Below are 24,519 nucleotides of genomic sequence, written 5' to 3' on the forward strand. Positions count from 1 at the left end.
GCCGCTTCTGCATCGAACACCTCCGTGCGAGGATTGTCCTCGCTTTCAGGTGTCCGAGTTATCAGGGGTGGCTCAACGTGGCCCCGTTACAGCCCCTCGATCTGAACCTCGACCTTGGCGAAAAAGAACGCCATCACAAGTAACCAAGCCAGGTAGACCAGTGTGCGGCGGATGGGCGCTCTATCTGCGGCCCGCATCATGCGGCATGCTCTGCAGCACACGTTGAAGTACCGTCGCTGCGGCCTGGGGCTTGCCGAGCGCAAGGCTGCACGCGGCCATGGTTCGCAATTTCGGCCGATCGGCCATCAGCCGTTCGACCTTGTAGTCAAGGCCAATGGCATCGTAGGCCAGCCATGCTGCGCCTTCTTCCATCAGGAAGCCGGCGTTGTGTTCTTCTTGGCCAGGGATCGGCGAGATCAGCAGCATCGGCTTGCCCAGCGCCAGGCACTCGGACACGGTGAGGCCGCCGGGCTTGGTGACGACCAGATCGGCAGCTGCCATGAGCTTGTGCATCTCGTCGGTGAAGCCCACCGCGATCATCCGACCCGGATGGCGAAGCGCCAGCGCCGCCAGTCTGGCGTGCGTTTCGGCATTGCGGCCCGCCACGGCGATCACCTGGAAATCGCTTGCCATGCCCAGTGCACGTTCGACCATGCTCGCAAGATCGCCAACGCCAGCGCCGCCTGACGCCATCAGCAGCGTGGAGCGCGATGGATCCAGACCCAGGGCTGCAGCGCACGCATCGCGGTCCAGCGTCGGCGCGTCGGGCTTCGAGAATGCTGGCATCACCGGAATTCCTGTGACGTGCACACGGTCGGCCGGAATGCCGCGTGCGCGAAGCCGGAACGCGACCTCTTCGTTCGCCGCCAGGTAGCCGGTCATCCCGGGAACGAGCCACATGTTGTGCAGGTCGTAGTCGGTGATCTGCAACCAGACGGGGTAGTCGAGACGAGCGTTTCTGCGTTCGCGCATCAGCAACTCGGCCGGCAGGAAGTGGGTGCAAATCACAGCATCGGGTTTTGCGTTTCGAATCTCGCGCAGCAGCGCGCCGGTACTCAGTCGCTCGATGCCGCGGCGCAAGCGCTGCGACGCCGCGTGGTGCGGCGTGACGTCGCTGCGCTGATGCAGATACGACCAGAGTTCGGGCACGCGATTCACGAGCTGGATGTACCAATCCGTGTAGATACGGCGGAACGCCCCTGACACATGGGCCATGGTGTCGATATGTACAGCCGTGCACGGGGAAGCGAGAGAGGGTGCGGCGGCAGCAAGCGCCTGTGCTGCGCGCACGTGGCCATTGCCGGCGCTTACACTGAGGATCAGAACTTTAGTCATGGCTGGAAATCGGTGATCGGTGTCGGGGCTAAAACTGGGAAAACAGGGCGCAAATTCTGAAGCTTCCCCCAGCTTTAGTTCTTAGCAATCAACATTGCGCAGCGGCGTTGGTTCGCAAATGCGCGCGCATGGAGCATCTTCATGGTTACCACACCGATGAGCATCGCCAACAAAGGGGCCAGAGGAAACATCAATTTAAAGCACATATTTCTTCTGGCCCCACTGTTGAGCCCCGCTGTTACCCCTAACCTCAGGTCGACTTACGGCGCCAGATACCCGCTCACGTCCTCGGCAGTGCGCTGCATGTCGATCGCCAACAGGTCCTTGAGGATCGCCGTATGGCCGGATCCAGCGATCACCAGCACGCGGTGGCCGGGTTGCGCGGCCTTCTGCACGTTGGCATACATGCGGAAGTTGCGGTGCCACCAACTGGCCGCAGCGTCGGCACCGGCAAAGCTGCCACCGGCATCCACGGCATTGGTGCTGATGTAGAGATTCTTGTTTTCGCGGTCGCGCGCGGGATCGTTCGTCAGGCGCAGCAGCTCGTGCAGCGGCAACGTCGATTGCTCGCGATCGGCGCGCGCGGAGAGATTCTTGAACGTGGCATCCATCGTCACCTGCATGGCCGGGTCGTGCGCCTTGATGTAATCGAACATCGGATCGGAGTCCCAGCCTACTTGGCCTTCGTCGAAGCACGTCACTCCCGCAATCCCTGAGGCTTTGGCGACGCGGAAGCCGATCTGGTGGATTTCGTTATTCGGCAGGGTCGACTGACCGTCGCGGTAGCGGGCAAACGCAGCGTCGTAGTTCGCCTGCTCGGACGGCTCGCATTCCACCAGGACATCGGTGGGATGGAACGCGGCGAGCCGCGCGGCAAGGCCCGCGAGGTAGGCCTGGTTGTCTTTCGACATGACGTCGGAGACCTTGAACTTCACCATGTCCCGCCCAGGATTTTCGAAGTGGAACGAGCCAAGCATCATCACTTTCGCCGGGGCGACGGGCGCCTGCGTCGCGGCGACGGCGAGCGTAGGCAACGCCGACAGGCAAGCGGACAACGCGGCAACCAAAAATCGATGGGCGTTCAAGGTGTTTGCTCCGGGACGGTAAGCCAATGGCGGCTCCGGCATTAGAGCACTCGTTCGCGCATCGGGCATAGGGGTTGCCGATCGCCGGCCTGGGCAGACAAAAAGCCGGCACGCGACCTCGCCATTGTGCAGTTGCTTCTGCGACGACGCCCAAAGGACGCAGCGCGTTGCCGGCTGCCATCCCGCGCACAGCGCATCCGCAGCACTACGGAACACGCGCTCGCCACGGCTCGGGTCGATGCTGGGACAAAAGCGGGGTCAGGCTGACTTCCTAGGCGAACCTGACCCGGTTACAGTCGATAGGCCGATAGCCAGCGCCAGCGCGCTTTCTACCAGGGGATCTCCACACCCTGCATGCTCAGACTGCCCATTGCATCGACTCCGTTTGGTTTCCAGAGAGGCTCTGGCGCATCAGGCGTTCGCCGGGGCCACAAGGCCTCGCAACACCGTCTCGAGTTCCGTCGTGCCCTTCAGCGATGCCTCACAGCCGGCTTCGAATTCGATCCAGCCATCGTTGAAACCGTCCAGCATCCGGATGCGCGGCTCCGGGTTGGCCATGCCTTGTGAGCGGAAAAGCGCGTCCCAGGTCGCCCGCGGTACCGGCTGCGCCACGACATCGCGCCCGAGCACCCGGCCCAAGGCGGCGGCCAGGGCCAACGGCGTGATGCGGTGCGGCCCTTCCAACTCGACCACCCGGTCTCCTTCCCACACCTCGCGCAGCATCCGAACCGCCGTCGCGGCTACGTCTGCCGTCGCCACCATGGGCACCGGCTTGTCCAGCGGCTGCAGGAAGCTCGACACGACACCAAGCGCGCGCGCACCGTCGATGTCCCACGCGGTGTTCTCCATGAACCACGCGGCGCGCAGAAAGGCGACCGGCATGGGCAGCGCTTCAAAGGCGCGTTCCATGATCTGCAACTGGGTCAGCAGACTGTCTTGCGTCGCCTGGGCGCCGATGGTGGAAAGCGCCACCACACGCTGCGGCCGTCCCTGCTGCAGCGCCGTGACCAGCGCTGCGACATTGGCCCGGGTTTCGGCGTAGCCCGGCGCCGGATCGAACACGGGCGGCAAGAGCACGAACACGGCTTCGGCCCCGGCGAATGCGTCCGCCAACGCCGCGGCGTCGTCCATCGCGGCCAATGCCGTCTCGCAACCGAGACCGGCCCACGTCGATGTCTTGGCCGCATCCCGCAGAACGGCGCGCACGGAAACGCCTTCGGCCAGCAACGCTCTGGCGATCCGACCACCGACCTGGCCGGTCACTCCGGTGATGACAAACATGGGGTTCTCCTGATGCCACGCGGGGTGCGTAGCGTTGACCGGAAGTCTGAGTACGTGCTCCGCGAAAGGCGATAGCATGGGAGGCATCTTGTTCATGCGCGGCAGTCATCAATGGCAATGTTCGACCCGCAACTGCTCGAAGGCCTCGACGTCATGGCAGCCGTCGTCGACATGGCCAGCTTCAGCCGGGCCGGGGAAGCACTCGACATGTCCCAATCCGGCGTCAGCCGGGCCGTGGCGCGGCTCGAAAGCAGGCTAGGCATCCGTGTCTTCGAGCGCAGTACCCGGTCCGTGCGTTTGACGGACGAGGGGCGCCGTTTCTACGAGCAGGTCATGCCACTGGTCGGCGCGCTCGAAGAGGCCACCAGCAGCGCCGCGGGGGGCACTGCCGCGGTACGCGGTCGGCTGCGCGTCAATATCGACCCATTCTTTTCCCGGCTGATCCTTGGCCCCATGCTGGGCACCTTTCTAGACAGTCATCCGGGTCTCGAGGTGGAACTGCGCAGCCGGGACGACCTTGGCGACATGGTGACCGACGGGTTCGACCTGGCGATCCGTTTTGGTTTTCCGCAACCCTCGTCGTTGGTGTCCCGCAAATTGCTCGATACACGGGTGTTGACCGTCGCGTCGCCGTCCTATCTCCGACGCTACGGCCGGCCGACCGATCCTCGCGAACTCGAGACAGGTCACCACCGGTGCATCCTGTTTCGTGACTCGATCACTGGTCGGCCATTCCCCTGGGAGTTCCACCAGCGCCGACGAAAGCTCACCGTCGCGGCCCGTGGCGCCTTGACTGTCAACGATGCCGGCACCCTCTACAGCACCTGCCTGGCTGGCCACGGCATCGCCCAGCTGTTCGAACTGGGCGCCGAGAGCTACCTCGCCGGCAACAAGCTCGTGCCCTTGTTCCCTGATTGGCAGGACGAGCGCTTTCCACTGCACGCCTACTACCCCACCAGGCACCACGTCCCGGCCAAGACGCGGGCGCTGCTGGACTTCGTGGTCGGCCTACTGCGGTGAGTTGAGGCCAGTCGACCCAGGCGAGGTGGTGACCGGCTATAGAACAAAAGGGGACGGAGGCAATTGATCCCCAGCCCCCTCCCCTTGGCCGGCCACGTGCAGGAATCGCCGCCGCCGATGCCGCCGATCTTGCCCGTGCATCGCGTGCGCCCCGCCACCCACGCCCGCCGCAGCAGCGCTGTATCGGCTGTTGCTGCTCCGCCAACCGCAAGCGGCTGCCCGCGCTACGCCCGGACGGCCATTGGATGAAGGAACTGTGCTTCACCATCGGCAGTACGTTGCGCGTGCAAGTGCGCGACAGCGAACTGGAGGTGAGCGTGGCCACTGCGTCATAAAGCAAAGCTAGTCAGCTATTCAACAAACGATTGCATGTACGGCTATCGCCGCTAGACAATCGGGAAAGACACTGGGACTTTGATTACGGCAAGGAGCAACAGGCATTGGACTCGTACAATCACCGCACCTTCGATTGGATGCAGTTCCCCGAGGGGCGTGCAAGGTTCTCAGGCGGCGTACGCGGCATCATGGATGAGCAGCGCCATGAAACCTTTGCCATCGAGGTCCGTGGCGAAGAGTACTTTGGAGAAATCCGAAAAGCGTTTCTACCGAATGGCAACGACTACAACGTGGAAGTCGTTTCATTTGGCTATGGCAGCGACGGCTACGTTGGCATGCCGCCAACGGCATGCCAGACCTTCACGAAAGCGGAAACCAGCACCATCCAGACGCTGATCGTTCAATTGATCGCCGCCGGCAGACAATTTGCGTACAGACCGCATGTGCTCACGGAATATCCCCATGCCCACTTCATGGGCGAAGTCATGTTCGGTGAAAACTGGGTGCTGGCCGCGGATGACGCGTCGCGTCACGAGTGATGGCGGCTCCAACGGCTTGAGACCATAAACACACCAGTCGCCCGCAACGCCGAAAGCGAATCGATCGCGGGCACATCCCTGGTCATCGAGGCGCAAGCTCTCAGGACTCTTCACCGCCGTCTTGGGGATGACGGCGACATCCGCCATTTCTACGTCGATGCCCCCATCTGCGCGTGATCGTGCTTTGGGGCCCATCTACCCGAGCACAGATCACCCAGACCCCGGCACTTATCCCCACCATGGCGTCTTGGCGTTAGAGCCTGCCAGCACCGAGCCGTGACCTTCAGGCGGCCTGTACCGCCATGGATCTTCATCCTGATCGCTGATGGCGGAAGGCGCTAGAGGCTTGTAGAGTAGTGCTCGCAACCCGATCGCGAAGCGATTGCCTACCCTGGCGCCGCTGCTGGACAATCTGCCGCAGGAAGCCGGAATTTCCGATCATCTAACAGGGAGCAACCGACATGGATCTGCATGACCACCCCACCTTCGCCTGGGTACAGTTTCCCGAAGGGCGAGCACGATTTTCGGGCCTAGTCCGGGGCGTCGACGAGCTCGGTCACGAGACATTCGCTGTCGAGGTGGATGGCATTGAATTTTTTGGAGAAATCCAAACAGCCTTCCTGCCCAACAACAATGACTACAACATTGAAGTGGTGTCCTTCGGCTACGGCAGCGAAAAATCTCTCGGAATGCCGATGCTGGATGGATGTCAGATCTTCTCGCAAGCTCAAGTCAACACCATTCAGGCACTGATCGTTCAACTGATCGCTGCTGGCACTAAGTTTCCGAATAGACCATCCATATTGACGGAATACCCAACCGCCCACTTTATGGGCCAGGTTATCTTCAGGGATGGCTGGATTCTAGTCACGGATGATGTGGTCGCGTCATGAGCGATGACTACACCAGGCAAATCGAACAAATCAGAAAAGCGGCCTCGCTGGAAGAAATCCAGGCCGTCGCACGTCAGTACCCTGCCAAAGCGATAGGCGAAGGAGGAATTCTCTATAGCCGACAGGTCGGCGAGGTACCGTCTGAGGCGATCGCATTGGAGCTGTCGAGCAAGACTGGCTTACCCGTCATTAACAATACGCCACGGGCGCAATTTCTCGCAGATTCTGAAGTCACAAGCGAAATTCGCAGAGCGGCGGAACGTGTCTTCGTAGGACAGGGGCAAGACCTCGCCCAAGCCCGAGAATCGGCCACGAAGTTTCTTTTTGGCGATCCAAAGGCCGTCGCTAAAAGCGCCACCTCGCTTGAAGGCTGTTTATGGGGCGAAGCCTCCAACGAATTCGCAGGCTCGCTGCGCGGCGACATCAAGGTAGTCGCCACCAATGCCAACATCGAACGTGTCTTCGGCAAGGTGGAACTGCCCGTCGTGTTGGAGAACCCCAACGTCAGAACCCTGGGCGGGCAGCCGGTAAGCGAACTGAAAGCGCTCTACGCCCAAGGTGGCGCCGATGCCGTGTTGCCCAAGGTGCAGGCGCAGTTCATCGAGGCAGTGCCCAAGGGCATTTTTGTGTCGCCTGACAACGTGGGACCGAAGGTCACCAAGGTCTCGCTCTCGCAGGAGGCCGCCGCCACCCTCGGCGCAGATGCCGCCAAATTCCCGCCCGCCGCCGAACTGGCAAACGCGGGCCTGACCCGTGCGCCCACCGGATTCGGGGCACCTGCGGCGTCGCTGGGAGAGGCGGCCATCACCGGTGAAGCGGCGGCGGCGTCCAAAGGCCTGCGTCCCGGCATGCTGGCGAAAGGCGGAACCGTGATCGCGGTGGCCGCACTGGCATACGACTTCTCCACCACCGGCCATCAAGTGGTGAAGCTGGAGGCGCAGGGCAACGCGACAGGCGCCGAGTCGGCCAAGACCCATTTCATCGGTCGCAACGTCGGCGGCATCGGTGGCGGCATCGCCGTCGGCTTCCTGGCGGGCGCCGGATATGGCCTGGCGGGCGGCTCGCCGAGCGGCCCGGGCGCCCTCGTCACGTCGGCGATCGGCGGCGTGGCCGGTGGCGTCGGCGGTGCCTTCCTCGGCGAGAAATGGGCGCAGCAGAAGGATATCGACAGCGTCTTCACCCAGAAGGACCGGGACGGCAACGAATGGAGCCGCGATCCCAACGATCCGAAAGGTACCTGGTCACGGGTGGCGGAGACGCAGCAGATCAAGGCCACGACCACGGCATCGCCGGAAAACGAAAGCGCCACCTACAGCAAGGTCAGATATGTGGCCGGCGACGTGCTGGCCAACCAACTGAACTACAAGTCCGCCAACGCGTCCTACGAATTGGGACTGGCGAATCTGTCGCAGCCGCAGAATCCCTACTCCATCCCATCGGGCAAGGGGGAAGCTCCCAGCCTGGACGGGGAAGGCCACTGGACCCGCGACCCGCAGACCCACACCTGGTCGCGGACGGTCGTCGACCAATACATCGAGCACGGCATGAAGGTCACCCATGCCGAAATCGCCACCCCGCAACGCGCGGCCGAACTGGAGCAGGCCTCGAAATTGATCATCGCCCAGAACGCGGCCAACACGCCGGCTGCGATCGCCGGCCGCTACCAGGTGGCCTACAACCAGTTCGGCTGGCACCAGCACGGCGACATGCCGGCCGCAGTGAAGCACGCCAGCGCGCAGACGGACGCCCTGCAGGCGTCCGATGGCCACACCTACACCCGTGGCGCCAATGGCGAATGGACGACGCCGGGCATGATCTACGGCACCAACCAGGCCCAGGGCAACGTCCGCGACGAATTGAACGAAGTGCATCGCAGCCAGCTGGCCGGTTTGCAGGAATACGCCGCCATGGCCGCCGAAGCGCAGGCCAATCCGACGCTGCCGAAAGCCACGACGATGCGCGGCATGGTGGCCAGCGCCTATGCCAGCGCCGGGATTGCGCGAACCGAAGCGGAGATCGACGCCGCCACGGCCGCCGTCTCCCGCACTCACGCCCACGACGGCCTGGATGCCGGCAAGCCGTATTCCCTGATGCTGCAGCCCGATCCCAAGACCGGTCGCCCGGGGCCGGACAGCGCGATCGTGACGATGATGGACGATGGCCGCGACGGCTTCCTGTCCGACAGCAAGATGGTGCCCAAAGCGATCACCACCGCGGAAGACATCAAGCAAGCAGAAACGCCTGCACTGGAAGGCAAAGGCTCGGCGATCCAAAGCGGGACCAAACCAGCGGAACCCGTGCCACATGCCTCCTTGCCGGCGCAAGGCTCGCCGATGGCAACCGCTATCGAGCACGCCGACAGGCAGGCATCGCCGCTCGGGCAACTGCCCCCGAACGATCAGGCGCTCTTCGCGAAGCTCAGGGATGGCACGCCGGCACATATCGCAGACGACCATGTCGCCCACGCCATGCTGCTGAGCAAAAAGGAAGGCATGACCGACGCCAGCAAGATCGATGGCGTGCGCCTGGCGGGGGACACGTTGTGGGTGACGGGGACCACGCCGGGGTTCAGGGCTTCGGTCAACACCAACGACCCCGTCCCCTCGCTGCAGGAAACTTCGCAGCAATCGCTGGCATTCAACAAGCACCAGGAACAGCAGCTTGCGCAGGAAGCGACGCAGCGCAATCAAGACGTCCCCGGCCGTGGGGGACCGGTGGTGTAATGACCTACAGGCGCTGAGCGACAGCGCCGACCTATCCAGCAGCCGAGCGAACGAACATGCCCATCACCCTCACTGCCGAAAGCGAATTGCTCGTCGGTACCGCCCTGGTCGTCGAGGCGCAAGCGCCCGAGGAGCCGTTCGTCGCCGTCTTCGAGGACGACGGCGACACCGGCTATTTCTATGCGGTCGACCCGTCGGCGGATGACAACCCGATCCAGAATGCGCTGCACATCTACAACGCTGCCGACGTCGCCGACCGGGAGACGCCTTCCGAAGTGAAGATCGGCTGGTCCCAGGACAGCAAGAAGGTGGTACTGCTGATCAACGGCTATCCGCATGCGATCTTCGATTTCGAAGCCAAGCGCGGCTATTGCCGGACAGGGTTCCCGCCGGCGCCGGAGGACAGCCCGTGGGGATTGCATGGGCATGCGTGGAGCGATGCTGCGGTGGAGTTGTTTGCGTAACGCGCCCCCAGAGCCAGTCAACTAGACACCAAACCACTGGCCCGTTGCTCAGACCTGGCAACAGCCTGGATGCATCGCCCCCCGTCACGCCCCACTTGCCCCATGCAGGTCCCGCTTGCCACATAGGCGCGCCCGCGCCTAGCGCCGTGGCTACACTTGCCGACATGAACGCGCCATCTCATCCATCGCTGGCAGGCGTCGACGCCGCCAGCGGCGCGATGCTCACCCGGAATGCCTTGATCGTGTTGTGGACCGGATTCTGTCTGCTGATGATCGGCGTTGCCCTGCAGGAAGGTCTGCGCAATCCGCTCACCCGCTGGTGGGAGCCGGTGCTGTGGGAAGGAAGTTCCGCGCTGGTCGCGACCGGATGGCTCTGGCTTGCGTTCCGGGTGCGTGGACGCCACGCGCCTTCTCTGGACAAGCCCCTGACCTGGTTCGGCCGCTACCTGCGCTGGTTGCCGGTGGTCGCCGTCACCTTCATCGTGGCGGTGTATGCGATACGGCATGGTGTCTATGCCGCAGTGGGCCTCACCTACGCGCACCCGAGCTGGCGCTACCTGTTCGTGTACGAGACCGCCAAGCTGAGCGTGTTCGTAGGCCTATGGCTGGGGATCCTGTTTGGACTCGAGTCCAATGACCAGTGGCAACTGCAGCGCAATCGCCTGCTGCAAACGCAGAAGGCGCTGGCCGAGGCGCAGCTGGCGCACCTTCAGGGTCAGCTGCGGCCGCACTTCCTGTTCAACGCACTCAATACCGTCTCTTCGGTGATGCATATGGACGTGGCGCGGGCCGACCGTCTGTTGGCGGCGCTCGGCGACCTGCTGCGCACCAGCCTTGGGACAGTCGAGAACGCGATGACACCGCTCGCTGCGGAGCTGCGCACGCTCGAGCTATACGCGGACATCATGCGCGAGCGGTTCCGGGATCGGGTGACCCTGACGTGGCGGGTCGATGCCGCACTGCTCGATGCCAGCGTTCCCGCGCTCCTGCTGCAACCCTTGCTGGAGAATGCGTTCAAACACGCCGTCGAGCCCACGTTGTCGTGCGTGGACATCACGATCAGTGCGCGGCATGAAGGCGGCTCGCTGGAAATCGAAGTGCGCAATTCTGGCTCCATGCTGCCGGCGCTGGAGATGCATGACGGGTTGGGATTGCGCAACTGCCGGGAGCGGCTAGGCATCATTTATGGCGATGCTGCGTCCCTGGTCGTCCGCAACGAAGGTGGCGGTGTCGCCGCGCGCGTCTCGATCCCGCTGGCGGAGGCCACGCGATGATCCGCGCCGTGATCGCCGACGACGAGGCGCCCGCGCGCGAGAAGCTCGAACGCTGGCTGGCGGAGCAACCGGGCGTCGCCGTGGTCGGGTCGGCCGGGGACGGATTGTCGGCAGCGCACTGCATCAGGCAACTCCGGCCGCACGTGGCGTTTCTCGATGTGCGTATGCCGACGCTGTCGGGACTGCAGGTCGCGGCGCAGCTCGACCCCTCGAGCGCGCCGCTGATCGTGTTCGTGACCGCCTTCGATGCGCATGCCGTAAAGGCGTTCGACCTCAACGCGATCGACTACCTGCTCAAGCCCTACGACCGGGATCGGCTCGCGCGCACCGTGCAACGCGTGCGCGAGCGGCTGGACGCGCATGAGTCCGGCGCGGCGGCGGTCGCGATCGGGCGGGCAGGCGCGCCGGAGTGCGAGCGCCTGCTCGTGCCCGATGGCGAACGGCTGCACCTGATCGAAACCGCATCGATCGAGTGGCTGGAAGCCGACGACAACTACGTGCATGTGCATACCGCCGCGCGTACCTACCTGATGCGCAGGACCCTGCAGGATCTGCTGGCGCAGCTGGGCGAACAGCGCTTCGTCCGCATCCATCGGTCGGCCGCGGCGAACGTCGCCTGCATCGGATCGCTCACGCCGCTGTTCAAGGGCGACTACGAACTCCATCTCCGCAACGGCCGCACCTTGCGGCTCAGCCGGCGGTATCGCGAAGCCTTGTTCGCGCGCATGGGCTGGTAGCGTCCGCCTCGCCACGGCCGGCCTCCGCCCACCCCAAATCCGCTGCTGGCCAGCTGCCGATCGCTCAGGCTCCCCGATATCGCGGATACGGGAGACCCAACCGATGCTTGCCACCACACAACCGCAGGAACGCTACGACTTCCTGGACTGGTTACGCGTCATCGCCATCTTCGTGCTGTTCTTCTTCCATACGGGGATGATCTTCGTCGGCTGGGGCTGGCATGTCGTCAACAGCCAGACCATTCCCTCTCTCGAGTGGCCGATGGATATCGCCCATCGTTTGCGCATGCCGCTGCTGTTCGTCGTTGCCGGGGCCGGCATGTGGTTCGCGCTGCAGCGGCGCAGTACCGGGCTGTTCCTGCGAGAACGGACGCAAAAGCTGCTACTGCCCCTGATCGTGGGCATGTTCCTGGTCGTCCCGCCGCAGATCTACTACGAGCGGCTGCTGCATGGACAATGGACTGGCAGCTATCTGGATTTCTACCTGACGCGCGTTCTGCAATTCCATTTCTATCCGGCCGGCGATTTCAGCTGGCACCACCTGTGGTTCATTCTTTACCTGTACGTGTACGTGGTGTTGCTGCTCCCCGCAATGCTGTGGTGGAAGCGAACCGCAAAACACATTGCGCCGGGAAAATGGCTTTTCCTGCTGGGGATCCCGCTGGGCATCAACGAAGCCCTGCTGAAACTGCGGTTCCCGGAGACGCACAATCTCGTCAGCGATTGGTACATCTTCAACCATTACTTGCTGCTGACGGCGTACGGATACTTCATGGCCTCCATGCCCGGCGTCTGGAAGTGGCTATCCGATTTCCGCCGATGGTCGCTCGTCATGGGACTGGTGGCGTTCTTCCTGCTGATCTCGCTGTTCACCACGGGCATCATCCTGCACGACTCGCTGATCGACAGGGTCGGCTCCAATCTCTTCACCTGGCTATGGCTCATGGTGTTCCTCGGCTACGGCTACCGCTATCTCTCCCGCACGAACCGCGTCCTTGCCTGGGCGAAGGACGCCAGCTATCCGTTCTACATCATGCATCAGACGATCATTGTCGCGATCGGCTATTACGTCATCCAATGCGCGTGGGGCCCGTGGATGAAATACTTCGCCATCCTGCTTCTCAGCATGGGCGCGTGCCTTGTGCTTTACGAGGGGTGCCTGCGGAGGTTTGCCGTATTGCGCCTTGCTTTCGGGATGAGGGAGAAGCCTGCGCGCTCGGGTCATATTGCGAAATGACGCACCCTACTCGGGGATTTTTCTTATCCGGTGCTCTCCTGGGCGGTGCGAGGGGTGCCGAAGAACAGGTAACCATGCTTGCGCATCGCGGTTGTCATCCGTGTTCCGGGAACATCCTGTCGCGGCTGAAGCCGCTCCTACAGGGGCATTGCGGAATCGGGTGTGCGTTAGCCGGAGCTGCAAGGCAGCAACGGCAGGCACGGCGCCGGTCGCAGTCCGTCCTCGCCGTGCCAGGCCAGCGTGCGCAGCGGTGCGTTGGCGTGCAGGTAGGCCTTGGCGCACAGCGCGTCGAGGTCGTGGATGCGCAGCAGGTTGCGGCGGCGGCTGACCAGGCCGTTGCGCTTCCATTGCTGCAGCTGGGCATTGAGCTTGGAGCGGCTGACGTTGAGCATCGCCGCCAGGATGCTCTGGTTGGGCGGCAGCACGATCGCGCAGCTGCCGCCGCGCTGCCACTCCTGCACCTCCAGCTGGCGCAGTACGTAGCGCGCCAGGCGCACTTCCAGCCGGTGCAGGCACATGCTTTCCAGGCTGTCCAGGGCCTGTCGCAGGCGCACGCGCAGCAGCGCTTCGATGCGCTGCTGCAGCAACGGCGATTCCATCAGGGGCGCGAAGTGCCGGCGCGACAGCTTGAGCACGGTGCTGGCGCCGAATGCGATCGCGGTGAAGCTGCGCCCGTGCGGCTCGAGCAGCGCGGCTTCGTCCACCAGGCCGCCCGGCTCGATGGTGCCGACGATCAGTTCCTGTCCGTCCGCGCCATACAGCACCTTGTACAGGCGCCCGCGCACCACCACGCCGACGAAGCTGCTCGGGTCGTGCTTGAAGAACAGCACGCTGCCCGGCGCCAGATCGCATTCGCTGGCATGTGCGAGCAGGTGGTCGAGCAACGCGGCAGGCAGGTCGTGGAACAGCATCGAGCGCTCCAGCAGTGTCCGATGGCCGGTATGGGCCGCGGGCGTTTGCAGGTCGTTGCCGACATGGGCCGCAGCGACGATGTCTGAGGCCTCCAGGGTGGCCACTGCAGGAAAGTCCATACTCCCCCTTCTCAGGCGCCGCATTGCGCAACGCCTGGCGTCGAACGCATCCTGCCGCGGCGGGCAGCCAAGGCGCGCACCGGTCGAGGGCAGGGCGTGGTGGAAGGCGGCGCGGTACGCGCCGCGGCGGCATCGCCGCTCCGATCCGCACGCCTGCGGACCGAAGTGGACGAGACCGGCAAAGGAACGGCGCGACCGCGTCGTGGCGCCGTCCTGGACGCGCCGGCGTCAGGGGTTGTTCAAACCCGCGACGCCGCCGCCCTTGAACGCCTGCAGCACGGTCATCAGGCTGGTGAGGTTGTCGGACACGCCGGTCTGCGCGATCTTCTCCGACGCCCCCGCCGCGGCGGTGGTGTCCAGGCTGTAGATCTGCATCACGCCCTGGTTGTTGGCCGCCTGCGCCAGCGTGTTCTGCTGCTGCTGGGAAGCGACCGCGTTCTCGTACAGGATGCCGCTGGAATGCGCCAGGCTCTGGTAGATCGAGCCCATGGCGAAGGCCGGCGCCTCGCCGATGACCTTGACGTTGGACTGGGTGACGGCATCGGTGATCTGGTTGTTGACTGCGGTGGGATAAGCCATGAAACGCTCCTCGATAGGAAAGGAATAGCAGACTCGCGCCCCGCGCTACCGTCGCCGCGCTATGGCGACGGCAAGCGGGCCGACGCTTACTTGAACGCGTTGAGCACGGTCAGCAGGCTGGTGAGGTTGTCGGAGACACCGGTCTGCGCGACCTTCTCGGTGGCGCCGGCGGCGGCGGTGGTATCCAGGCTGTAGATCTGCATCACGCCCTGGTTGGCCGCGGCCTGCGCCAGCGTGTTCTGCTGCTGCTGCGCCGAGACGGCGTTCTCGAACAGGATGCCGGTCGAGTGCGCCATGCTCTGGTAGATCGACGCCATCGCAAAGGCCGGCGCTTCGCCGATGACCTTGACGTTGGACTGGGTGACCGCATCGGTGATCTGGTCGTTGACGGCGGTTGGAAATGCCATGTGTTCGCTCCTGGGTTGGCGTACGGCCCACGCCGTACGATCACTGAAAACGGCGCAGTGCACGGACTGTGAAACCAGGCGCCGCACTTGTCTCGCTGTTCCACCGGGTTTGGCGAAGGCCGGCAGGGTCGCCGGCAAACACCTGCGCCGTCGCGCCGGATCGGCGACGGCGACGGCGGCGCTAGCGCGAGCGAACTGCATGGCCTGCGGTACCGCCGCCCTTGCCGCTGCATCGCCTGTCTCGCGACGGCGGGTATCGCCACGTGCGCTTGGCGTCATGGCAGCGGCTGCCTACTACAGGCGCATGCGATGCCCCACAGACGGCTACCGAGGGATCGCATTCGGTAGCCCATGCAATGCCGACCTGTGCGTCATCGATCGGTCCCATCGCCGTATCGCCACTGCTGCGGCAGCTATGTGCGCAGGCGCATCCGGCATGAATTGCGCAGCACATACCGCAGCATTGCCGCCGCCGCATCACCGCACCGCCACACCGCAGATACGCAAACACGCACGGCCGCGCACATCCGCCGACGAAGCGGACATGCACGGCCATGCGCGTTCGGATGGATCAGCCCGAAGCGGGCGTTGCCGGGGTACTTTCGCCCGCCTCCGCCGACGGCGGCGCATCGACCAATCCGACCGCGCGCGCCGCGTCCACCACCGTCTGCATCTGTTGCGCCAGGTTGCCGAACTCGCGATCGAAGCAGGCCTGCACTTCCTTGCGCACCAGGTTGCCCAGGCGATCGGCGATCTGCGCCACCAGCAGCTGGTTGCCGCTGGTCTCGCCGCTCTGCAGCGGGCGCAGCCGGCCCGGACGCAACGCGTCCAGCGACGGCGCGGCGGCGACCGCATCGAGCACCGCGTGGCCGCTGGCGCCGTCGGCCAGCTCGACGCCGCGCGCGGCGTCCTGCATGCCGTGCATCATCTGCGCGATCAAGCCGTCCACGCGCTGGCGCTCCGCGTCGATCAGCGATTTCGACATCTCCCGCGCCTTGGCCGACGGCTTGCTCTGCGCGGCAGTGGCCGACTGCGCGAAGGCCTGCAACTGCACGCGTTCGACCGGGCTCAGCTCGCGCCCCAGCCAGCGCTGGGCGAAGCCGTACAACGGATCGAGTTCGGATTCTGGGGTGTCCTGCATGATCGCTCCCGATGGCGGGTGTCTCGCGCGGTGCGCGCGCTCAGCTGCTGGCCGACTTGCGCCCGCGCATCAGGTCGGCGTACTTGGCGATGCTCTGGTCGATCTTGTCGATGGCGAAACTGGCCGACTCCGCTTCCAGCGCGCCGGCCGCGGCCGCCACCGCCGCCGCCGCGCCGACCAGCACATCGGTCGCCAGCACGCCCAGGGCATCCTCGGCGGCCTGCTCGAGCTTGTTCTCGGCCAGGTTCTCGGTCATCTGCTTGATCAGCACGCCCTGGCTGGCCAGCGCCATCTTGCTGACGCCGTCGAAATAGACCGCCGCGGACTGCGCGACCAGGCCGGCCGCCTGGCTGATCAGCATGTCCGAACCGATCACGATCTGCGACGGCGCGTACGCCATCGTTTCGGCATTGGTGAGCCGCACCGCCTGCACGATCTTGCTGTTGAGCGCGTCGCTGGCCGGTGTCGCTGCAGCCGCCTGATCCATCATGCGTGCGTTGAGCGTCCTCAGCATTGAGGGTGGCGGTGGAGGCGGAGGTGGCGGCGGAGGCGAGGTCGGTGCTGCCGGCGAAGGCGAAGGCGAAGGCGAAGGCGACGCAGCATCGCCATCGCTGGGCGGGGCCGCCGCAGCGCCGCCGGCACTGGCCGCCGCGGCGTCGGTGGCGGTTGATGCGGATGCCGCATCGGGACTGCCTGCCTCGGTGCCGCCAGCGCTTCCCGTCGGCGCAGCCGTCGGTACACTGGCAGGCACCGCCTCAGCGGCAGCGGTAACGGTGGGCGCGGGCGCGGATGCGGGGGCCGATGGCGCCGCGCCGTCCGCTGTCGGCACGGGCCCGTCTGCCGCCGCAGCGCTCGCCACCGGTGCGTCGGGTACCGTCGCAGCACCCGGCGCCGGCGATGCTACCGCGGGCGCTGGCGCTGCGGCGGCCGCTGGCGGCGGGTTGGTCTTGCTGTTGAAAGGCCACATGCCACTCTCCTGAAGGATGAAACGACGCCGCGGCAGCGCCCGGCGCTATGCGGGCCGCGTCACTTCTCGCCGATCGCCATGATCAGCGCCACCGCCTTGGACACCACCGCGGTGGAGATCTGGTTGAGCGCCTGTTGGCTGTACACCGCGTTCTGCAACGCCAGCCCGGTGGAGTGACTGGAGACCTGGTACAGCGAGGCGATCGCCTGGGCGGGCGCCTCGGCCACCACCTTGACGTTGGTCTGGGTGACCGCATCGGTGATCTGCGAATTGACGAGCGTGTTGTCTGCCATGAACCTGTTCCTTCGTAAGTCGCCTGCCGGGAGGCGCTGCGGTCGTCACGGACGGAGCCGTGGGTCAGCCGCAGTGCCCGCGATGCCGCAGCCCGCGCCGGCCCGGCGTTGAATGAAAACGCCGCCGTGGGCGGTTTGTGAAACCCTGGCCGCGCGCGCTCACTCCGCCACCAGCGCGAGGCGCAGGCGCTTGCGCAACAACTCCACGCGCTTGCGCACCAGCGGCTGGTTGATGCTGAGCAGATTGGCGATCACCGGATACGGCAATTCCTCGACGAAGCGGTAGCCGAACAGGCGCCGCTGTTCGCGGGTCAGCGCCGCCACCGCGGCGACCACGCGCTCCATCTGATCGCTCAACTCGGCGCGCTGCAGCGCGGTCATGCCCTGGTCGGCCACGGTGTCCACGTCGTGCGCCTCGTGTTGCCGGTCCAGCGGCTCGCCGCTGCGGCGACGCCTGACCGCGTCCAGAAACACGTGGCGCAACACCACGAACAGGAATCCCTGCGGATCGGTCATCGCCTCCGGCGAGCGGCGCATGAACAGCAGCGCCTTCACCGCGGTATCCGACAGCAGGTCTTCCGCGGCATCCAGGCGACCGTTGGCCAGCCGCAACGCACGCCGGCGCAGATCCGGCAGAGCGTTGCGCCATGCCCGCGTGAACATCTCGTCGGCCCTGGCGAAACGGCCGGCATCCCCTTCCTCTTTCCCCGTTGCCACATCCATCGCACACACTCCCGAAGTCCCTTGTGCAACGAGTCTCTGCGGGGCTTGCAGGCAATAGCTGTTCCCTGGGTGACAACGCCACGCCGCATTGGCGGCCGGCCGCGCCACATGCGGCACGCCACGTTGCTTTGTCTACGAATGCATACGCGCGTGCGCCGCAGCGACCAAGTTTCCTGTCGCGCGCGTACGCAAAAAAAGGGCCTGCTGCGCATGCAGTCAGGCCCGGATCGGAACGTGTCGGCGTGGATCAGCGAGGCTGCAGCAGCTTGACCAGGGCCTCGCGCACTTCGGGGTTGCTCAATGCACGCAGCAACTGGTCCAGGTTGGGCTGATAGGGCTGCTCCCGCTCCGGCGCCGACGACTGCGCCGACGACTGCGGCGGCGTAGTCGCTGCGGCGTCCGCCGGCGGCGTGTCCGCCGCCACGGCTGGCGGTTGCGCGAGTTGCTCTTGCCACAGGTACTCGGTGATCTCGTCCATCGCGATGTCCCCTTGCCCGGAAGTCACGACTGGGCTGGCGGCGTACGCCGCACCACGACCACCGAGGCGGGACCCTTGAAGCCATCCAGCGATTCCAGGCCCAGCGGATCGGCATTGACCTCGAGCATGCCCGGCTGGCCGATGGTCGCCCGCCAGTAGCCGAGCGCGAGTTTGCGCAGCAGCGCGGCCACGGTCTGCAGCAGGTCCACCTGCAGATCGTTCTGGTTGTTCGGCAGCAGCGTGTAGATCAACAGCACCAGCATGCGCAGATACTCGTGCTGCACGCCGGTGTGCTCCACGCCCTGGCCGTCGGCGCCGAGCAGGTAGGAACGCCAGTTCTGGAACACCAGCAGGCTGCGCACCATCGCCTGGTAACGCGAGGCGGCGGAGGGATCGTCGCCGGCGCAGTACAGGGTCACTTTACAGTAGGTATCGAACATGAAATCGTCCTGCGCCGGATCGTGGATCGGCGCCAGCGCGTCGGTCAGCAGCGGCTGCAGCACGGCCCGGTTCTGCTGCAACGTCGTGGCCAGATCGTCTGGCCGGCTGAGGCCGATGAAGGTGGCGACCTGCGCGCGGCTCAGTCCCTGCGCCTCCATGCTCAACACCGCGTTGCCGACCGCGGCGAGCACGTCGGTATCGATGTAGCCGTCCAGATGCCGGTAGCCGCGATTGAGCCGGTAGTCCTGCACCGAGTCGAACAGCGCCGAGGCGCCTGTGATCGCGTTGCTGCCCAGGTTGGTGTCGAAGGCCAGCCACGGATAGCGCGACACCATGTAACTGCGATAGTAATAGTCGTGCCCGAGACGGAACGCATACAGCGGATTGTCCTGCACCAGCGCGTGGTAGCAGTCGGTCGCCGGCGTCGCCGATGGCTGGTCCAGCGCCTCGCTCAGCGCCATCACGTTGCGCTTGGCGTGATACCCGGCCAATTCGCGCGACAGCGGCGCATTGATGTCGAACCGGCGCAGCACGTGCCCGGCATGCCCGAATGCGGTATTGGTGAACAGTTCCTCGAACAGGCCCTGCGGCGTGGCGGTCCCCCGCGTGCCGCGCGGCGTGTCGCGGCGCTTGGCCTGCGCCGCATTCCAGGCATCGAGCACGTGCGCGGACAGCGCCGCGTAGAACGCCGGATCCGGGTCGCCGGCCTGATGGATGTAGTAACCGGTGAGCGAGCGGTTCTCCGTGCCGAAACCGCTGCCCTCGCCGCAGTGGATGTGCACGATCACGCGCAGCGCCCGCTTGCCGTCGCCGCTGCCGAAGTTGCCGCGCAACGCATCGGCATTGGACTGCAGCCAGGCGAACAGCTCGCCGTAGTTGCCGACCTTGTTCTCCGCGCCCAGCAGGTCCAGCCCGACGATGGTCGCGTAGCCGTCGCCCTGCCCGGCCAGCAACGGCTTGACCTTGTCGGTCAGATACTTGGTCAGCGCGCCATCGGGCATGTACTGGTGCGGCGTGTGCACCAGCAGGCGGTAGTCCGTGCCGTATTGCGCGTTGTACTGCTGCGCGAGCGCGGCCAGCTGCGGGATCTCGTCCTCGGTGGCCGCGCTCTGGGTCAGCAGCACGCCGTCCTCGCGCAGGTAGTCGAAGGTCGCGGTCACCCACAGCCGGTAGTCGGCCTGCTGCGCTTCGCTCCAGCTGCCGTAGCGGGCCGGATCGCCCTGGCACAGCTGCTTCACGAAATTCCCGCGCAGTTTGTAGGCGTCGTCGAACGGGGTGTACTTGCTGGCGCTGTAGATCTTGTTGTTGAAGTAGCGCACCAGCTCGCGCAGGCGCGCGTCCGGTCCTGCCGCGGACGCCAGCGCCGGGGCGACGATCTCGCGACCGACCAGCGCATACAGCGCCGGCGACTGTGGCGGCAGCGCCAGTTCTTCCTGCAGGTAACCCGCGTTCGCCGCCAGCACCTGGCAGGCGATGTACAGATTCTCCGCCACGCACTCGGCGCGCTCGTACTCGGCGCGATTGGCCTTGCGCAGCAGCCGTGCGAACGGATTACTGGCCGGATCGGTCATCAGCGCCAGCGCATAGTCGAACAGCAGCAGTTCGCCCTTGGCCAAGCCATGCGCGTCGTTGGGATAGAAACGCTGCGCCAGCAACTGGGCCAGCGACGGCCCGGCCGCGTCGTCCTGCTTGCGCTGCGTCGGCAGGATGCCGGTGAAGTGGCTGTGGTAATCGCAGACGTAGCGGGTCAGCTGGGTTTGTTCGGCGAGCTTGAAATAGGCCATGGCGGATCCTTTAGGAAGAGACGGGCGGCATCCGCCGCCTAGGGACGAGAATGAAAGCCGGATCGCTCCGGGTCCGCAGCGCAGCGCGAGCGCAGACGGCCGGCGGCGAGCGCGACGCGTTGCAGCGCATCGATCGAATCGTCGCGTCTGGCCGGCGCCAGCGGCGTGCCGGGAGGCCGAGGCGTGATCGGCTGCTCGCGGGCGGTCCGCAATGGATCGCGGCGAGCCTCGGCCACGGCCGACAGCGACTGCGCACGCGTATCCCAGGAGGGCGCCAGCATGACTGCGATGCACGCCAGCGCCACGCACCATGCCTGGCGCAGGCGCGCACGGCGCCGGACCCTGCAACGCGTCCATGCCGACCGGAAACGGGATCGGCGTCCACCTGCCCTGCTGACCATGCCGATGCTCCGTTCGGAAACGTATCGCCATCGACTCGCGCATGCCTCGTCCGCGCAGCGCACTGCAGGCATCGCGCGATGCTCGGCGACACTGTCCTAAACGCAGCCTTCGCCGCGATGTGAAAAAGGCCGCGCCCGGCGGACGCCCAGGTGCGGCCGGTGCGTGGCGCAGACGGGCGGATTCAGCGCGCGGCAGCGCCCATGCCGAACAACTGGAACGCGCGGATGTGCGACGCGTCGGCGCTGGCCAGTGAGGTTCAGGCGCACGCGCGAGGCCATGACCGCCGGGAAGCGATCGGTCTTCGTATGTCCGATCGCGTCTGCCCGCGCGACCTGGACCCCGAACTGCTGCGACGACGGCTTCCCTCGGGAGAAGCTATCCGCCAGCGCGCGCGGCGCGGCCAGCGCGGTCAGGCCAAGGGCGGCCAGCCAGCGGATCGGCGAGAGCGGGCGGTTCGGCATCGCAGGTCCTCGACGGCGTCGGAGCACCCGTTTGCTGCCGACACAGTCAGCATGTGGTATTTAATTGATGATAAATAGGTATCTCTTTAACCGGCACAGGACCGGACCACCATGATGTACCCCACGCTGCTCCCACTCCTTTCGCTGTTCGCCGTGCGCGCGATCGCCGCGCCCGCGCCGACCGCACCGCCGCTCGGCCTGCCCTCGCCGATCGTCTACAGCGAATTCGTCAACACCGCGGCGCCGACCGCGCAGTGCCATGCCTCGACCCTGCTGGAAACCCGCGACGGCCTGCTCGCCGCGTGGTTCGGCGGGCGCCACGAGGGCGCCGACGACGTCGGCATCTGGGTCGCACGGCGCGACGCGCACGGCTGGCAGCCGGCGCAACGCGTGGCCGACGGCAAGCAGCCGCAGGGCACGCCGTTGCCGGCATGGAATCCTGTGCTGTTCCAGCCGGCCAAGGGACCGCTGCGGCTGTTCTACAAGGTCGGCCCGGACCCGAAGCGCTGGTGGGGCATGCAGATCACTTCCCGCGATGGCGGCGCGCACTGGTCTGCGCCCGAGCGCCTGCCCGAGGGCATCCTCGGCCCGATCAAGAACAAGCCGGTGCAACTGGCCGACGGCCGCATCCTCAGCCCCAGCAGCAGCGAAGACGCCGGCTGGGTCGCGCACATGGAGTGGTCCGACGACAACGGCGCGCACTGGACCCGCGGCCCGGCGCTGAACGACCCGGCGCGGATCGGCGCGATCCAGCCCAGCGTGCTGGTGCACACCGACGGCCGCGTGCAGGCGATCGGCCGCAGCCAGCAGAACCACGTGTTCAGCACCTGGTCGCACGACCACGGCCGCAGCTGGGGACCGATGACCCTGCTCGACCTGGCCAACCCCAACTCCGGCACCGACGCCGTGGTCCTGGCCGACGGCCGCTCGCTGCTGGTCTACAACCCCACCGAAGCCGGCAAGGACTGGTGGGACGGCCGTGGCACCCTGGCGGTCGCCCTGTCCGCCGACGGCAGCCACTGGACCCGCGTGCTGACCCTGGAAGACAGCGCCAAGGACGAATTCTCCTATCCGGCGGTCATCCAGACCCGCGACGGCCTGGTGCACATCAGCTACACCTGGAAACGCACCCGCATCAAGCACGTGGTGCTGGACCCGAAGCGATTGAGCGTGGCCGCGGCGAAGTCGGACGGCAAGGAGTGAGGTTGCGCGTCCCGGCATGAGGCATTCGCTGCACTAGCGCCATTTGCACCTCGTGCGAATCGGCGATCCGACACCGCAGCGACCAGCCAACGCAACGCGGGCTTCCTGTAGGAGCGGCTTCAGCCGCGACACATGCCACGACGCGATCGCGGACTTCGGCAGCCGTCGGGACTGAAGTCCCTCCCACAGTGCACCCAGCCAGCTAACCGCAAGCCTCCGTGTAGGAGCGGTTTCAACCGCGACACAGACTGCGACGAGATAGCAGGCTCCGGGAGCCGTCCGTCGGGGCTGAAGCCCCTCCTACAGTGCACCCAGGCAATCAATCGCACACTTCCTTGTAGGAGCGATTTCAACCGCGACACAGACCACGATGAGGCAGCAGACTTCGGCAGCCGTCGGGGCTGAAGTCCCTCCCACAGTGCACCCCGCAAGCCTCCTTGTAGGAGCGGTTTCAACCGCGACACAGACCACGACGAACCAGCTGACTTCGGCAACCGACAGGGCCGATGTTCCTCCCACAACGCACCCGGCAGCCCGGCCGCAAGCCCCTGTGGGAGCGACTTCAGGCGCGACGAACGGAGCCTGTCACCCCGCCGATTTGGCAATCTGTCGGGGCTGAAGTCCCTCCTACAGTGCACCCAGCCAATCAATCGCACACTTCCTTGTAGGAGCGGTTTCAACCGCGACACAGACCACGATGAGGCAGCAAACTTCGGCGGCCGGTTAGGGCTGATGCTCCTGCCAAAGCGCACCAGGCAGCCCGGCCGCAAGCCCCTGTGGGAGCGACTTCAGTCGCGACGAACGGAGCCTGTCACCCCACCGATTTGTTGATCTGTCGGGACCGAAGCTCCTCCTGCCATATCGCAGACGCTGACCGCAATCCGCATCATCGGCGGAAATCAGGATCGCTCCGCCCCATCCAATCGCGGCAGACGAGTCGCCTCCGACACACCGCCGGCGCCCGACTACTCCGCCAGCAACGCCACCATCCGCCGTACCCGCTCCACATCGGTCTGCATGCGATCCCCACCCAGGCTGCGCACATGCGCATGCGGCGTCAGCGCGCGCGACGCCAGCGGCCCGCGCGCCGAACCATGGAACTCGCGCGCGCCGGTCAACGCACGCAGCCGCGCCAGATTGGTATCGGACACTCCCGATCCCGGCATCACGCTCAAGCGCGTGCCCGCCTGCCGCACCAGCTCGGCGATCAGCGCAGCGCCCTCCTCCGCCGTCTCGCGCGCACCCGACGTCAGCACCCGCTCGCACCCCAGCGCGATCGCATCCTCCAACGCACGCCGCGGATCGGCGCTGACATCGATGGCGCGGTGGAACGTGATCCCGAGCGATCCAGCCGCCGCGATCAACACCCGCATCGTCGCCATATCGACCTCGCCGGCCGGATCCAGCGCACCCAGCACCACCCCGTCGCACCCCAACCGCACGCACTGCTCCACGTCGCGGCGCATCGCCTCCACTTCCGCGTCGTCGAATACGAAATCGCCGACCCGCGGGCGGATCAGCACATACAGCGGAATGGTCAAGCGATCGCGCAGCACCGCCAGTGTGCCGAACGACGGCGTCAGCCCGCCGCCGTCCAGGCCGCCGCACAGTTCCACCCGCATCGCCCCGCCGGCCTGCGCCGCCAGCGCCGAACCGATCGAATCGGCAGCCACTTCGAGTCCCAT

Annotated in this window: 24 protein-coding genes; 9 read left to right on the forward strand and 15 right to left on the reverse strand. The window is 65.7% G+C overall.

The annotated features are described in order from the left end of the window. Nucleotides 1-180 precede the first annotated feature (180 nt). From H9658_RS02870 to H9658_RS02880, 3 genes are all read right to left on the reverse strand, one after another. Entirely contained in the window at nucleotides 181-1,335 is a 1,155-nt protein-coding gene (locus tag H9658_RS02870; protein WP_191824288.1) for an MGDG synthase family glycosyltransferase, read from the reverse strand. A gap of 260 nt (nucleotides 1,336-1,595) precedes the next feature. Continuing rightward, nucleotides 1,596-2,420: a DUF5694 domain-containing protein gene (locus H9658_RS02875; protein ID WP_191824289.1), complete on the reverse strand. Its 825-nt coding sequence runs from the start codon at nucleotides 2,418-2,420 to the stop codon at nucleotides 1,596-1,598. A gap of 411 nt (nucleotides 2,421-2,831) precedes the next feature. Continuing rightward, nucleotides 2,832-3,701 carry an NmrA family NAD(P)-binding protein gene (locus H9658_RS02880; RefSeq protein WP_191824290.1) on the reverse strand — a complete coding sequence of 290 codons (870 nt, stop codon included), beginning with the start codon at nucleotides 3,699-3,701 and terminating at the stop codon, nucleotides 2,832-2,834. Nucleotides 3,702-3,812: 111 nt separating this feature from the next. Between H9658_RS02880 and H9658_RS02885 the strand changes: the two genes are divergently transcribed. From H9658_RS02885 to H9658_RS02925, 8 genes are all read left to right on the forward strand, one after another. After that, a complete protein-coding gene (locus H9658_RS02885; protein ID WP_179566442.1) occupies nucleotides 3,813-4,721 on the forward strand; it encodes a LysR family transcriptional regulator in 909 nt (302 codons plus the stop codon). A gap of 440 nt (nucleotides 4,722-5,161) precedes the next feature. Next, a complete protein-coding gene (locus tag H9658_RS02895; RefSeq protein WP_191824291.1) occupies nucleotides 5,162-5,596 on the forward strand; it encodes a hypothetical protein in 435 nt (144 codons plus the stop codon). 461 nt (nucleotides 5,597-6,057) lie between these two features. Beyond that, nucleotides 6,058-6,489, forward strand: a complete 432-nt coding sequence (locus H9658_RS02900) for a hypothetical protein (protein WP_179566446.1) — start codon at nucleotides 6,058-6,060, stop codon at nucleotides 6,487-6,489. Next, nucleotides 6,486-9,212 (forward strand): hypothetical protein, encoded by a 2,727-nt coding sequence (locus H9658_RS02905; RefSeq protein ID WP_191824292.1) that lies wholly within the window; start codon nucleotides 6,486-6,488, stop codon nucleotides 9,210-9,212. Before H9658_RS02900 ends, H9658_RS02905 begins: the two co-directional genes overlap by 4 nt. 56 nt (nucleotides 9,213-9,268) lie before the next feature. Beyond that, nucleotides 9,269-9,676: a DUF2251 domain-containing protein gene (locus tag H9658_RS02910; protein WP_179566450.1), complete on the forward strand. Its 408-nt coding sequence runs from the start codon at nucleotides 9,269-9,271 to the stop codon at nucleotides 9,674-9,676. 164 nt (nucleotides 9,677-9,840) lie between these two features. Further along, the gene (locus tag H9658_RS02915; protein ID WP_225209710.1) at nucleotides 9,841-10,950 is read left to right on the forward strand and encodes a sensor histidine kinase; all 1,110 of its coding nucleotides are present in this window, start codon (nucleotides 9,841-9,843) and stop codon (nucleotides 10,948-10,950) included. Then, nucleotides 10,947-11,687, forward strand: a complete 741-nt coding sequence (locus tag H9658_RS02920; protein ID WP_191824294.1) for a LytR/AlgR family response regulator transcription factor — start codon at nucleotides 10,947-10,949, stop codon at nucleotides 11,685-11,687. The genes H9658_RS02915 and H9658_RS02920 overlap by 4 nt, the downstream gene beginning before the upstream one ends. 103 nt (nucleotides 11,688-11,790) lie before the next feature. Beyond that, nucleotides 11,791-12,924, forward strand: coding sequence for an acyltransferase family protein (locus tag H9658_RS02925; RefSeq protein ID WP_191824295.1), 1,134 nt, complete (start codon nucleotides 11,791-11,793; stop codon nucleotides 12,922-12,924). 167 nt (nucleotides 12,925-13,091) lie between these two features. On the opposite strand, the gene H9658_RS02930 is transcribed toward H9658_RS02925, so the two are convergent. From H9658_RS02930 to H9658_RS02980, 11 genes are all read right to left on the reverse strand, one after another. Next, nucleotides 13,092-13,955, reverse strand: a complete 864-nt coding sequence (locus tag H9658_RS02930; protein WP_191824296.1) for a Crp/Fnr family transcriptional regulator — start codon at nucleotides 13,953-13,955, stop codon at nucleotides 13,092-13,094. 228 nt (nucleotides 13,956-14,183) lie between these two features. Beyond that, a complete protein-coding gene (locus tag H9658_RS02935; protein ID WP_179566460.1) occupies nucleotides 14,184-14,534 on the reverse strand; it encodes a RebB family R body protein in 351 nt (116 codons plus the stop codon). 86 nt (nucleotides 14,535-14,620) lie between these two features. Further along, nucleotides 14,621-14,941, reverse strand: a complete 321-nt coding sequence (locus tag H9658_RS02940; RefSeq protein ID WP_145702141.1) for a RebB family R body protein — start codon at nucleotides 14,939-14,941, stop codon at nucleotides 14,621-14,623. Nucleotides 14,942-15,512: 571 nt separating this feature from the next. Then, nucleotides 15,513-16,082, reverse strand: coding sequence for a hypothetical protein (locus H9658_RS02945; RefSeq protein ID WP_191824297.1), 570 nt, complete (start codon nucleotides 16,080-16,082; stop codon nucleotides 15,513-15,515). A gap of 40 nt (nucleotides 16,083-16,122) precedes the next feature. Continuing rightward, nucleotides 16,123-16,596 carry a hypothetical protein gene (locus H9658_RS02950; protein WP_206230738.1) on the reverse strand — a complete coding sequence of 158 codons (474 nt, stop codon included), beginning with the start codon at nucleotides 16,594-16,596 and terminating at the stop codon, nucleotides 16,123-16,125. A 512-nt stretch (nucleotides 16,597-17,108) separates the two neighbouring features. Further along, nucleotides 17,109-17,342, reverse strand: a complete 234-nt coding sequence (locus tag H9658_RS02955; protein WP_145702145.1) for a RebB family R body protein — start codon at nucleotides 17,340-17,342, stop codon at nucleotides 17,109-17,111. Between the two features lie 159 nt (nucleotides 17,343-17,501). Then, nucleotides 17,502-18,065 (reverse strand): RNA polymerase sigma factor, encoded by a 564-nt coding sequence (locus tag H9658_RS02960; protein ID WP_191824298.1) that lies wholly within the window; start codon nucleotides 18,063-18,065, stop codon nucleotides 17,502-17,504. Nucleotides 18,066-18,312: 247 nt separating this feature from the next. Next, complete coding sequence (locus tag H9658_RS02965) at nucleotides 18,313-18,543, reverse strand: hypothetical protein (protein ID WP_191824299.1); 231 nt, start codon at nucleotides 18,541-18,543, stop codon at nucleotides 18,313-18,315. 23 nt (nucleotides 18,544-18,566) lie between these two features. Then, a complete protein-coding gene (locus tag H9658_RS02970) occupies nucleotides 18,567-20,768 on the reverse strand; it encodes a hypothetical protein (RefSeq protein ID WP_191824300.1) in 2,202 nt (733 codons plus the stop codon). Between the two features lie 38 nt (nucleotides 20,769-20,806). Continuing rightward, nucleotides 20,807-21,049 carry a hypothetical protein gene (locus H9658_RS02975; protein WP_191824301.1) on the reverse strand — a complete coding sequence of 81 codons (243 nt, stop codon included), beginning with the start codon at nucleotides 21,047-21,049 and terminating at the stop codon, nucleotides 20,807-20,809. Between the two features lie 216 nt (nucleotides 21,050-21,265). Then, nucleotides 21,266-21,631 (reverse strand): hypothetical protein, encoded by a 366-nt coding sequence (locus tag H9658_RS02980; protein ID WP_191824302.1) that lies wholly within the window; start codon nucleotides 21,629-21,631, stop codon nucleotides 21,266-21,268. Nucleotides 21,632-21,742: 111 nt separating this feature from the next. On the opposite strand from H9658_RS02980, the gene H9658_RS02985 reads away from it, so the two are divergent. After that, nucleotides 21,743-22,834: a sialidase family protein gene (locus H9658_RS02985; RefSeq protein ID WP_191824303.1), complete on the forward strand. Its 1,092-nt coding sequence runs from the start codon at nucleotides 21,743-21,745 to the stop codon at nucleotides 22,832-22,834. 965 nt (nucleotides 22,835-23,799) lie between these two features. On the opposite strand, the gene H9658_RS02990 is transcribed toward H9658_RS02985, so the two are convergent. Then, entirely contained in the window at nucleotides 23,800-24,519 is a 720-nt protein-coding gene (locus tag H9658_RS02990; protein WP_191824567.1) for a copper homeostasis protein CutC, read from the reverse strand.

Origin of the sequence: Xanthomonas bonasiae (assembly GCF_014836395.1) — a bacterium.
GTDB classification, from domain to species: Bacteria; Pseudomonadota; Gammaproteobacteria; order Xanthomonadales; family Xanthomonadaceae; genus Xanthomonas_A; species Xanthomonas_A bonasiae.